Origin of the sequence: Eubacterium sp. AF16-48, assembly GCF_003479405.1 — a bacterium.
In the GTDB taxonomy this organism is placed as follows: Bacteria; Bacillota; Clostridia; order Lachnospirales; family Lachnospiraceae; genus Eubacterium_G; species Eubacterium_G segne.
Genome location: NZ_QUHB01000001.1, coordinates 209,756 through 221,939, shown reverse-complemented (window position 1 = coordinate 221,939; position 12,184 = coordinate 209,756). Strand labels below are relative to the sequence as shown.

Below are 12,184 nucleotides of genomic sequence, written 5' to 3'. Positions count from 1 at the left end.
TATTTTATAGCATGGAGGTTATTATGAAAACTATTTCTATTATTTCAGGTGACAAACGACAGTTTTATATAAAAGAATATTTGAAAAATAACGGATATAATGCCGAAATAATAACAAACATGGATTTTAATAATACTGACATTATTGTTGCAGGAACTCCATTTGTGAAAAATAATGAATATATAAATTGCGATTACTATACCGGTTTTCCGGTGGATACATTTCTAGGACTTTTAAAACCGAAACAAATTGTATTTGCCGGTAGCATCAGTGAGGATATAATGAAACTTTTTACTAAAAATATTAAATTAATTGATGTTTTAAAGGATGAAGATGTGGTCTGGAGTAATGCCATGCTTACAGCCGAGGGATTAATTGGTGAGATTATTAAAAATACGGATTTTTCCCTTAATAATTCAAAAGTGCTTATTTTAGGCTTTGGAAAATGCGGAACTAATATTGCTTCGAGACTTTTTAACTTAAATTGTGATGTATCCATATATGACCATACAAAAAAACATTTAAGTCAGGCAGTATCATATGGATACAAAACCTTAGAAAAAGACGATTTTTCCATGGGACTTAATAAATTTGACATTATAATTAATACAGTTCCTGAAGTCATTTTCACAGAATATAACATGAGTCTTTTAAAAAAATCCTGTGTTCTTTTTGAAATTGCAGGCTATCCATATGGCTTTGATAAAAAATTGTCAGAAAAATATGGAATATCCCTTATTACATGCCCCGGATTGCCGGGAAAAACAGCTCCTAAAGCAGCCGGGGAATTAATTGCTAAAAGCATTATTTCATATTTAAAACAGAAAGGACTGGGATAAATGGCTCATAACTTTAAGGATAAGAATATTGGTGTTGGAATTACAGGCTCATATTGTACTTACAAGAAGGTATTTGAAGAGCTGAAACACCTTGCTGACACAAAAGCAAACATTATCACGATTTTTTCAGATAACGCTGCCTCAACGGACTCAAGGTTTGGAAAATGTAAGGACTTTTTAAGTCTTGCAGAGAAAATCAGTGGGCATCCGCCAATTGTTACCATACCTGACGCTGAACCTATAGGGCCAAAATCAATGCTTGACCTTATGATTATTGCACCTTGTACCGGTAACACATTGTCAAAGCTGGCAAACGGCATTTCAGACACACCTGTTCTTATGGCAGCTAAGGCTCATCTTAGAAATAACCGTCCTCTGGTTATTTTTTTAAGTACAAATGACGCACTGGGAATGAATCTTAAGAATATTGGTATTCTATTAAATACCAAGAACATTTACTTTGTGCCATTTGGCCAGGATAACTATATATCCAAGCCCAATTCTATGATTGCGCATGTAGATTTAATAGAAGAAACCATTGAAAAAGCTCTTAGTGGAAGACAAATTCAGCCTGTTATTAAGAGTCCACATGTGACAATTATGTAAAAGGAGTTTTTTATGTGCGGTATTGCCGGTTTTTTTCAAACTAAACATGACGTGTTTAATGAGCATTCCTGTAGATTGCTTACAAATAAACTAACTAATATGAAAAAATCAATAAAACACCGTGGACCGGATGACGATGATATATATTTAGAAGGTTTTGCAGGTCTTGCCCACACCCGCCTTTCCATTAGGGATTTAAAAGGCGGGCATCAGCCTATGTCCTGTATGTATCGTAACCGGATTGCTACTATTATATATAATGGGGAGCTTTACAATACTTCTGAGCTTACAGAAAAGTTAAAGGAGTACTCCGTCACTTTGAAAACAACCAGCGATACCGAAGTTATTTTGTACTGCTACCTTGTATTTGGTCATAGAATTTTCTCCCAGCTAAACGGGATTTTTTCCTTTGCAATATACGAAGATAACACGTTAACTATTGTAAGAGATCATCTTGGAGTTAAACCTTTATTTTACCATTACGACTTTAACCAGTTCGTATTTTCATCAGAAATAAAGGGAATTTTTGCTTACGGAATTGAGCCGGAATTAAATAAGGAAAGCTGGTGCGAAATTATCGGCTTAGGTCCTGCCCATACTCCGGGAAATGGCGTTTTTGAAAACATAAAAGAACTTCTTCCGGGACATTTTATGGAAATCACCTGTGATTCCCATAAAAATATTTTGTGCCGTGACAAATGCTATTGGAAGCTTACATCTAAGCCTCACACTGAAAACTATGAGGATACAGTTAACCATTGCTCCTATTTAATCGAAGATGCCATTGAAAAACAAATGGTTTCAGATATTCCAATATGTACTTTTTTATCCGGAGGTCTTGATTCCAGTTTAGTTTCAGCCATTGTGGCAAAAAAACTTGCCCCTGATAAATTAAACACCTATTCCTTTGACTTTTTAGGTAATAATAAGAATTTTAAGGCAAGTTCCTTCCAAAGCACCCAGGATAGACCTTATGTGGATATTATGGCTAATCATATTCACAGTAACCATTCCTACCTTGAGTGTACTAATAAAGACCAGATTGACTGTTTATACAAAGCCATGATTGCAAGGGATATGCCTTGTATGGCTGACGTGGAATCTTCAATGCTTTATTTTTGTAATTTAGTTTCACAGGAGTGTAAAGTAACCCTTACCGGCGAATGTGCTGACGAAATCTTTGGAGGTTATCCATGGTTTCATAGGGACGATATGCTAAATCAGGCTACCTTTCCATGGTCTTATGATTTAGACGCAAGAACCTGTCTTTTTAAAGATGATTTTATAAGAGAGCTTCCTTTAAAGGAATATATTAATGAAAAATATTTAAATACCATTAAGGAATGTCCTGATTTAATTGATGATGATAAAATTGAAAGAAACAGGAGAAAAATCTGTTATTTAAACGTACGATGGTTTATGATGACACTTTTAAACCGTATGGACAGATGTAGTATGTTTTCAGGACTTGAAGCCCGTGTTCCCTATGCGGATTACAGGATTTTAGAATATGTGTTTAATGTTCCATGGAAATACAAATGTTACAATAATCAGGCAAAAAGTTTATTAGTGGAATGTGGGAAAAATTATCTTCCAAAAGAAGTTTTGTACCGTAAAAAAAGTCCGTATCCTAAAACATATGACCCTGATTATGAAAAACTCTTAGGCAATCTTGCCTTAGAGGAATTTCATGCAAATCCAAAATTAAGTGAAATAATTGACAAAGAAAAACTTGTAAATTTTATAAAAAGTCCAAAAGATTACGGAAAGCCGTGGTATGGGCAGCTAATGGCAGGTCCACAGATGCTTGCATATATAATACAGATAAGCTACTGGTTAAAAGAATATATAAAATAAGAAAACAGGGCTGTATTATAATGATATGCTCCCTGTCTACTTGACAGGGAGCATATCATAACATTTATGTTAAAGTACAGCCCCTTCTTCTTAAATTCCTTTATTTATGCTTTCGCTAATAAGGTTTTCAACTCTTTTAACTTCCTCTAAGAAATTCATCGCAGACATTCTTAGTGCCCCATGTCCCATAATAATCAGCTGCTCTAGGGCATCTGATGTGGCAACGGTAACTTTATATTTGCTACTCATTTTGTGGGTAGTTTTTGCTATATACATATCTGCTGTTTCAGCTGCCCTTGTATACACCACAAACACATTATCATGTTTGTATACTGTTTCAGTATGCCTTTTTACATTATAAGCATCAAATACAACTATAACGGTACAGCCTTTATATCCCTGATAATTAGACATAATATCAAGAAGCTTATCCCTTGCCCCGTCAATGTTGTCTTTAGCTAATTCTTTTAATTCATCCCACGCAAAAATAATATTATACCCGTCTACTAAAACACATTCTGCCAGATTATTCTTATTATTTCCTTTATAAACCTTAGGTTTACTGTCATATCTTCTAACAGTAGGTGTAGCAATTTTTTTTCGTTTTATTTTGCCGAAGGTTCTCTCAAAAATTTCCTCTAATTCCTTATCTCCTGCATAAGTATTTAACCGGGTCTTAGACGGAGTATCAGTATTAATTGTTGTAATTTCCCCAACCTCTATGTTATTAAGATTAGTCTCATCCTTAAGGTGCATATAATCTTCCACCAAATCCCACGGGACATTAAATCCGGCACCGTGGGCACAAAATACAGACCCTGTAGGATTATTTACATCGCTTTCACTGTCATATCCTATTTCATTAATAACTTCCTCTTCATTGTGACAAGGTGCATAGCCTTTATATTTTAAGGTAAGTCTTCCCTTACCATGAGTATACTCGTTGACTTCCGTTATATAATTCCAGATTTCCGATACCGGTGCATAGCCCTTAAGGGTGGCATTACTTTCAGACAACTGTGGTGGATTTGTATAGCCGTACATTCTGCTAATATCATTCATAGCTCTTCCCACACAATCTGCCGGAACATCCAAAGTAAAATCATAATATGGCTCTAAAAGCACTGATTTTGCCTTTTTTAACCCCTGTCTTACGGCTCTGTATGTTGCCTGTCTGAAATCACCACCTTCAGTATGCTTTAAATGTGCCTTTCCGGCAACAATAGTAATACATATATCAGTAATTGGTGCACCTGTTAAAACTCCCTTATGCTCTTTTTCTGCTAAGTGAGTAAGAATAAGCCTTTGCCAGTTTTTTGTCAAATCATTTTCTTTAACCTTTGAGTCTAATATAATTCCACTCCCCGGTTCAGCCGGCTCTAACAATAAATGAACCTCTGCATAATGTCTTAAAGGCTCAAAATGCCCAACACCAATTACCGAATCCCCTATAGTTTCCTTATATAAAATTCCGGCAGAACCAAATTCAACATCCATGTCAAACCGTTCCTTAATAAGCTGCTTTAAAACCTGAATCTGAATAGGCCCCATAACGTTTGCTGTTATTTCCTGTTTTTCACCATTCCACTTTAATTGCAGGGTAGGGTCTTCTTCCTCTAATTCCTTTATTTTTAAATATGCCTGATTAATATTAACCTCATCAGGTGGAATAATTTTGTAGCAAAGAACAGGTATTAAACCAGGGGGTTCACTTTCTTCTTCCTGACCCAATCCCTGACCTGAACATGTTTTGGTAAGGCCAGTTACGGCACATACATCTCCTGCCACAACACTTCCTACAGGTTGGTATTTTTCACCGGAATAAATTCTTATTTCATTTACCTTTTCTTCCCACTCACCGCTATCTATACTGCTTCCTTTAATGCTTTCCTTAACAGACAACTTTCCACCGGTGATTTTCATATGGGTAAGTCTGTTGCCGTTATTATCCTTTGATATTTTATATATTTTGGCTCCGAATTTATCACTGTACACAGTTTCAAAGGTATACTTAAATATCCCCTCTAACAAATCTTCAACTCCTTCAAGCTTTAAAGCCGCACCAAAATAGCATGGAAAAAGCTTTCTGCCAAATATAAGTTCAGTAATGGTTTCCTGACTGATATTTCCTGTTTCCATATATTCCTCTAAAACATTTTCATCAGTCATGGCTATATCTTCTAATATGCCTACATCTCCCTGAAATCTTACAATATTATCTCCAAATTTTTCCTTTAATTCATGTAAAACAAAATCGCCACTTACATTTGGCATATCCATTTTATTTACAAAAATAAAAGTTGGAATCTGGTATCTGGCTAAAAGCTTCCATAATGTTTCAGTATGTCCCTGTATGCCATCTGATGCACTTACAAGAAGAACAGCATAATCTAATACCTGCAATGTTCGCTCCATCTCAGTGGAAAAATCCACATGTCCCGGAGTATCTAATAATGTTACCTCCATATCCTTATATTCAAAGACTGCCTGCTTTGAAAAGATCGTTATTCCTCTGTCTCTTTCCATCTGAAAATTATCCAGATATGCATCTTTATGGTCAACACGACCTAATTTTCTTATTTTTCCCGTTAAATACAATACTGACTCAGAGAGAGTAGTTTTACCACCATCTACATGAGCCAGTATTCCTAATGTAATCTTTCTCATAAATAAGATTATAACTTATAAATTGACAATTTTCAATTTAAGATACACTTATCTGATTACTTTTTTAATATCATAATTTTCATCAATGAGAACAATTCCTGCCCTCTTTCCGTCCTCTATAGTACCACATTCTGAAAGAATGCCTATAGATTTTGCCGGGTTATATGTTGCTGCTTTTATGGCACTGCATTCAGGAATGCCCATTTTAATAATGTTTACCATACATTCATAAACATTTGTGGCACTACCTGCTAATGTTCCATCTTTAAGTCTTACAGCCTTATCCTTTAAGTAAACCGGTAAACCACCTAGTTCGTATTCACCCTCAGGCATACCACATGCCATGGTACTGTCACTTATAAGAATAATTCTGTCATCTCCAAACATCTTAAATGCTGCCTTAATTGCCGCAGGATGAATGTGTATGCCATCACAAATCATTTCAGCCATAACCCTTTCATTTTCTGCAGCTGCCCCTACAACTCCCGGTTCTCTGTGAGTCAGACCGGTCATTGCATTATAGAGATGAGTAATGTGATTAGCTCCCATATCAAAGGCTAATTTTGCTTCATTATAATTAGCAATTGTATGTCCTACTGAAAATGAAATTTTATCTTTTAAAGCCTTTATACAATCAATGGCACCATTTACTTCCGGTGCAATGGTCACAAGCTTTGTAAGTCCCTTAGAATCCTTAATTAATTCCTCTAAAAATTCCACATCCGGCTTATGGACATATTCCGGATTTTGCGCCCCGCACTTATGAGGTGAAACAAATGGACCCTCTAAATTAATTCCACATAAAACAGCCTCACCTTCACCTGATTTGTGATTAGCTGCAACTGAACAAATTTTTTTAAGCCTTTCTAATGGTAATGTCATTGTAGCAGGACAGATATTTGTAACACCATTACTTAACTGATACTTTGCCATAGCACTTATGGCTTCATCAGTTCCATCGCAAAAATCATATCCCACACAACCGTGAAAATGAATATCCGTTAGTCCCGGAATTACCTTAAGTCCCAAAGCATCAACAATATGATTTTCATCAATGTTATCTGCTTTAATAAAATCATCTACTTTTTCTATAATTCCATCTTTAATAAGAATATCCTTTTTTTCAAATTTAAAATCTTTTGTAAAAACTAAACCGTTTTTAATAAGCATTTTTTGCCTCCATATCAGATATATTCATCTATAAGTTCTAAAGCCTCTGCATCACCTACTAACGTTACATCGTTATGTAACTGTAAAACTGAAGCCGGAACATTTGGAGTTACCGGTCCAAAAAATGCTTTCTTAACTATTTCAGCCTTGTTTTTACCATTTACAACAATAACAATTTTCTTTGCCTGCATAATTGATTTGATGCCCATGGTATATGCTTCCTTTGGTACATCATCTATATTTTCAAAAAAACGAGAATTTGCGTTAACTGTACTTTCTGATAATTTTACACAATGAGTTTCTTTTTCAAAAGCCTCATCAGGTTCGTTAAATCCTATATGTCCGTTATTTCCAAGACCTAACAGCTGTAAATCCACCCCTCCGCTTTTCCTGATAATCTCATTGTACTCATCACATGCTTTCTTAGAGTCAGGCTCTAATCCGTTTGGTACATAAGTATTTTCTTTTTTAATGTTAATATGGTCAAACAGATTTTTATTCATGAAATAACGATAACTTTGGTCGTTTTCAGGTGATAGTCCTTTATATTCATCTAAATTAATTGTCGTTACTTCGCTAAAATCCAAATCGCCCTTTTTATACCACTCTATAAGCTGTGCATAAGTTCCAAGTGGTGTCGAACCTGTTGCCAGTCCGATAACACATTTAGGTTTCATTATTATCTGGGCAGAGATAATGTTAGCTGCCATTCTGCTCATTGAATAATAATCCTCCGCTTTGACAATACGCATATTGATTCCTTTCCACTATCAATCATACGTTGGTATTATTTCTGAATTCCTTAGGTGACACTCCTTCATAATTTTTAAAAATTCTTGAAAAATGGGTAACGTCCTGAAAACCTATTTTTTCAGAAATATCCTGAATCTTGTATGACGTAGTTTTCAATAATTCTTTTGCTTTGTCAATACGAATTCTATTAATTATTTCAAAGAAACCTTTTCCCGTATACTGATTTAACAACTTGCTAAGATGCCAGTTACTTATAAAGCACTGGTCAGCCACATCTACAAGACTTAATTTCAAAACATAGTGCTCATACATGAATTTTATGGCATTTTTGATTATGTAATTGTTTGCATCAGTAAACTTAAGTTTCCCTTCGTAATCTGATTCGTCTATGACTCTGTTTTTAATAAATGTATCATAGAGATATTTTTCTTCCGGATCACTTAAATCCCAGATATCACTATCTGACTCCTCGCCCATATCTCCTTTGGACTGGAGATTTTTTATCATAGCATCAATTGCTTCCTCTAATTCATCAAACTTTGACGGCTTAAGTAAAAATCTTGTTACTCCCAGCTTAATAGCCTGCTGTGCGTACTCAAAATTTCTGAATCCGGTAAGAAGGCAAACCTCAATATTAGGATATTCTGATTTGACAGCGGCAACCATTGCCAAACCATCCATATTAGTCATTGATATATCTGAAATGAGAATATCAGGCTGTAATTCCTTTACTAATTGTAACCCTTCTAATCCATTACTTCCTGTTCCTACTATTTCACAATTCCAATTTGCCCACTCAATCCCCTTTTGTAAACCTTCAACGATGATTGGCTCATCATCAACTATGACAACTTTATACATAATTTTTCTCCTTTGCCATTTTTATGTTCTTAATATTTTAACACAAAATGGCAAATTTTTTAACCCTTTACGGCACCTACAGTCATTCCTTTAATAATGTACTTCTGTAAACATAAGTAAACAACAAGTACCGGAACAACTATTAATGTAACGGAAGCAAATAACATTCCGTAGTTTACACCCTCTTTTGAAGATATGTTATTAAGTAAAACCGTAATTGCCCAGTTCTCCTTTGTTCTTAAGAAGAACATCTGTGTGAACAAATCATTGTAACTCCATAGGAAACTAAATATTCCTACCGTAACAAATGATGGCTTGCTAAGAGGCATTATAACTTTAAAATAAATCTGGAATATGTTACATCCTTCCATATATGCTGCTTCTTCTAATTCAACAGGCAATCCCTGTATATAACTTGATAATACAATAATGGCAAATGACATATTACCTGCAATCTGCGGTAAAATTACCGATAAAAGATGTGCACCAACGCTATTTGTATTAACTAATCCCCATGCAGATTCTAATCTGAATACCGGAATAATTGTGGAATAAATTGGGAACATCATTCCCGCATACAAAAGCGCCAGAAGAATACCTTTTCCTTTAAATTTGTATCTTGTAAGTACATAAGCAGCCATTCCCGATAACAAAATAACAACCACAGCCACTGTTCCTGAAATAATGAAACTGTTTTTATATGCACTTATAATATCGTAATTGTCAAATATTTTTACATAATTATCCAATGAAAACAAATCTCCAAAAGGAAGTGAAAAGGAATTACTATATATAGCCTTTCTATCCTTAAATGAGTTTAAAATTGACCATATTAATGGAAAAATTGTTGTCATTGCCCATGCAATAAGGAAGATATAGATGATTATTGTAGAAATTTTTATTTTACTTGCTTTGGTTTTATTCTCCATCTTTACCTCCTACACTTCATAATCACTTTTAGTTTTAAATATTTTATTAACCACAACGGATAACACTACACCGATTATAACAATGATTACACCGATTGCTGCCGCAAAGTCAACATCAGAGAATACATTGTCATACATATATGTACCTGTCAACCATGTATCTGACATACCATTCGGGAACATTGTCCATGGTAAATCAAATACTTTAAGAGCACCTGTAACTGCAAGAACCACACATGTACAAATACTATTTCTAAGAAGTGGTAATGTAATGTATCTTGCACGTTGAAGTTTTGTTGCTCCGTCAATTGACGCCGCCTCATATAATTCTTCCGGTATTCCACTTAGCCCGGTTAGCAATATGATGAAGTAAAATCCAACATATTGCCATATAACCGGTACCAACATGGTAAATATTGCGTGGTCTGCTTTCCAGTCAATAAGTTCATTAGTTGAGGCGTCTAAATAACCAACAAACTGTAAAACCTGGTTAATCATACCTTTATCATAAAGAAAGATAAGGTTAAACAGCAAACCAAGCGCCGTTGCCGAAACAACGATTGGGAAGAAATATACAACTCTGAAAAATCCTGAACCTTTCCTGATGTTGCTTACAAGAAGTGATAAGATAAGCGCAATTCCTACCTCTCCAAGTATTGTTGCAACTATCATGATTCCTGTATTTTTCAAAGCTATAAGCATTTTAGGATCTTGAAATATTTTAATATAATTTATATAAAATGGTTTATTCCACTCAGCAGATGCCGTTCCCATGTATTTAATATGCTGAAAACTGTTTATTATGTTTTGAACAAATGGGTAATACAGGAAAACAAACATGAAAATGAATGCCGGTATAAGGAAAAATATTATCATTTTTTTATTTTTGTAAATTCTTGAATCCATTTTCTCCATTAACCTTTCTAAAATATAAGGGGTTGCTGTTTACCAACAACCCCTGTAGGTTTCAAATTTATTTTATAAAGCTTCTGCTTTATTTATAAATATTATTCACCAAGCTTGTCGATAACTGCCTGTACTGCATCCTTAACGGCTGTTTTGCCCTGTACTATTGATGACATTTCACCAAAGATCGGCTTTCTTACTGCTTCTGATAAGTTATCCTGAACAGCAGGTGAAATTGCTGTTACACCTGCACTAAATGTTACAGCATCTTTTGAAAGAGCAGTCATATTATCTGCCGGTGTTGTTCCATTCTTTAATGCTGTTACACCTGTACCTGCAAATTTAGATACCATTTCATCGCTTGTCATATACTCTACAAAATCAACAGCTGCAGCACGTTTTTCAGGATCATCCCATGCTTTCTTTGTAATGTAGTATCCCATTGAAATACCACCAATAATATCTGTTGATTTACGATCACCCTTACCAGGTACATATGTTACTGTATAGTTTTCCGGGTCCTTAACAGCACTTTCAATACCACCGACTTTCCATGAGCCATCGCAAAGGAAAGCTGCCTTGTCGTTTGTGAATAACTGGAATGTTTCGTCGTCTTTTGCTGTTAATGTATTAGCCGGGAAATATCCTTTTTCGTATAATGTTTTAATATCCTCTAAACCACTAACCCATGCTTTTCCTGCAGCATCATCTACCTTAGCAGGAACTGTGTTATGTGTTGTAGGTGAATCAAAGTTGTAAATTGAATATTCAAACCAATAATGTGGAATTTCAAGTAATGATGCAGCAATTGGTGTATATCCTGCTTTCTTGATTTTCTCACACATCTGTAAAAATTCATCCCATGTAGTGTCTTTTGTTGGAACATCTACTCCTGCTTTTTTAAGAACTTCTTTGTTTACAAACATTCCTTCCCAGAAACCATTAACAGGAATTGAATAATTCTTTCCATCTACAGGTGATGCGCCAAGCATATCATCCTTCATATTGCTTGCATAATCAGGATATTCTTTTCTAATCTCATCAACTGAAACTACCTTGCCCTGTTCAACGAACTGATTTGAATCAACTCCGTTAAAGAAGAATAATACATCAGGTTCTGAACCTGTTTCAAAGTCTGTTGTAATTCTTGACTTAAATGTTTCATCAGATGTTGCTGAACTGTCATCAACCTTGTTTCCGGTCTTGCTTTCCCAGGCTGCTACTGCATCTTTGTAATTCTGTGCATTTGTGTCCTCACCTGCATAAGTTGTTGTAACGCTCAACTTAACTGATTTCTTACTTGTTTCATCACTGGTTTTTTTACCAGAATTGCTGCTACCGCATCCGACCATTGATACTGCCATAGCACCGCATAATACTAAAGCTAGCGCTTTTCTCATAATTAAATCCTCCTTATTCTTATGAATCAGCATTTTTGTATATTATGTATGACGATGATTCATTTATTTGATTTACATTAATTATTTTACACAAAAAATACCAATAAGTGAATGTATCTTATTGGTATTTTCTTGATATTATTTGGTTATTTTATTACAAAAAAAGTGGTGTTTTTGTTTATAATTGCCATTTTTT

At 34.8% G+C, this 12,184-nt stretch carries 10 protein-coding genes; 3 read left to right on the top strand and 7 right to left on the bottom strand.

The annotated features are described in order from the left end of the window. Positions 1 to 23 precede the first annotated feature (23 nt). From DWW68_RS00995 to asnB, 3 genes are read left to right on the top strand one after another with little or no spacing between them, the layout of a single operon-like run. Positions 24 to 839 carry a dipicolinate synthase subunit DpsA gene (locus DWW68_RS00995; RefSeq protein WP_158576775.1) on the top strand — a complete coding sequence of 272 codons (816 nt, stop codon included), beginning with the start codon at positions 24 to 26 and terminating at the stop codon, positions 837 to 839. Continuing rightward, entirely contained in the window at positions 840 to 1,445 is a 606-nt protein-coding gene (locus DWW68_RS00990) for a dipicolinate synthase subunit B (protein ID WP_021952971.1), read from the top strand. Positions 1,446 to 1,457: 12 nt separating this feature from the next. After that, on the top strand, positions 1,458 to 3,302 hold the full coding sequence (gene asnB / locus DWW68_RS00985) for an asparagine synthase (glutamine-hydrolyzing) (protein WP_118588558.1): 1,845 nt from the start codon (positions 1,458 to 1,460) through the stop codon (positions 3,300 to 3,302). 90 nt (positions 3,303 to 3,392) lie between these two features. On the opposite strand, the gene DWW68_RS00980 is transcribed toward asnB, so the two are convergent. The 7 genes from DWW68_RS00980 to DWW68_RS00950 form a co-directional block, all read right to left on the bottom strand. Further along, the gene (locus DWW68_RS00980) at positions 3,393 to 5,969 is read right to left on the bottom strand and encodes a TetM/TetW/TetO/TetS family tetracycline resistance ribosomal protection protein (RefSeq protein ID WP_118588557.1); all 2,577 of its coding nucleotides are present in this window, start codon (positions 5,967 to 5,969) and stop codon (positions 3,393 to 3,395) included. Between the two features lie 48 nt (positions 5,970 to 6,017). Further along, positions 6,018 to 7,139 (bottom strand): N-acetylglucosamine-6-phosphate deacetylase, encoded by a 1,122-nt coding sequence (gene nagA / locus DWW68_RS00975; protein WP_118588556.1) that lies wholly within the window; start codon positions 7,137 to 7,139, stop codon positions 6,018 to 6,020. Between the two features lie 14 nt (positions 7,140 to 7,153). Continuing rightward, on the bottom strand, positions 7,154 to 7,891 hold the full coding sequence (gene nagB / locus DWW68_RS00970; protein ID WP_118588555.1) for a glucosamine-6-phosphate deaminase: 738 nt from the start codon (positions 7,889 to 7,891) through the stop codon (positions 7,154 to 7,156). Positions 7,892 to 7,913: 22 nt separating this feature from the next. After that, entirely contained in the window at positions 7,914 to 8,753 is an 840-nt protein-coding gene (locus DWW68_RS00965) for a response regulator (RefSeq protein WP_118588554.1), read from the bottom strand. Between the two features lie 59 nt (positions 8,754 to 8,812). Further along, positions 8,813 to 9,682 (bottom strand): carbohydrate ABC transporter permease, encoded by an 870-nt coding sequence (locus tag DWW68_RS00960; RefSeq protein WP_118588553.1) that lies wholly within the window; start codon positions 9,680 to 9,682, stop codon positions 8,813 to 8,815. Positions 9,683 to 9,691: 9 nt separating this feature from the next. After that, positions 9,692 to 10,588, bottom strand: a complete 897-nt coding sequence (locus tag DWW68_RS00955; RefSeq protein WP_118588552.1) for a sugar ABC transporter permease — start codon at positions 10,586 to 10,588, stop codon at positions 9,692 to 9,694. A gap of 101 nt (positions 10,589 to 10,689) precedes the next feature. After that, positions 10,690 to 11,988, bottom strand: a complete 1,299-nt coding sequence (locus tag DWW68_RS00950) for an extracellular solute-binding protein (protein ID WP_199641164.1) — start codon at positions 11,986 to 11,988, stop codon at positions 10,690 to 10,692. Between the last annotated feature and the right edge of the window lie 196 nt (positions 11,989 to 12,184).

Bases quoted from the DNA above. Each gene is read 5' to 3' on its own strand.
- asnB (WP_118588558.1), top strand. From the start codon at position 1,458: ATGTGCGGTATTGCCGGTTTTTTTCAAACTAAACATGACGTGTTTAAT.
- DWW68_RS00990 (WP_021952971.1), top strand. From the start codon at position 840: ATGGCTCATAACTTTAAGGATAAGAATATTGGTGTTGGAATTACAGGC.
- DWW68_RS00995 (WP_158576775.1), top strand. From the start codon at position 24: ATGAAAACTATTTCTATTATTTCAGGTGACAAACGACAGTTTTATATA.
- DWW68_RS00960 (WP_118588553.1), bottom strand. From the start codon at position 9,682: ATGGAGAATAAAACCAAAGCAAGTAAAATAAAAATTTCTACAATAATC.
- DWW68_RS00965 (WP_118588554.1), bottom strand. From the start codon at position 8,753: ATGTATAAAGTTGTCATAGTTGATGATGAGCCAATCATCGTTGAAGGT.
- DWW68_RS00955 (WP_118588552.1), bottom strand. From the start codon at position 10,588: ATGGATTCAAGAATTTACAAAAATAAAAAAATGATAATATTTTTCCTT.
- DWW68_RS00980 (WP_118588557.1), bottom strand. From the start codon at position 5,969: ATGAGAAAGATTACATTAGGAATACTGGCTCATGTAGATGGTGGTAAA.
- nagA (WP_118588556.1), bottom strand. From the start codon at position 7,139: ATGCTTATTAAAAACGGTTTAGTTTTTACAAAAGATTTTAAATTTGAA.
- nagB (WP_118588555.1), bottom strand. From the start codon at position 7,891: ATGCGTATTGTCAAAGCGGAGGATTATTATTCAATGAGCAGAATGGCA.
- DWW68_RS00950 (WP_199641164.1), bottom strand. From the start codon at position 11,988: ATGAGAAAAGCGCTAGCTTTAGTATTATGCGGTGCTATGGCAGTATCA.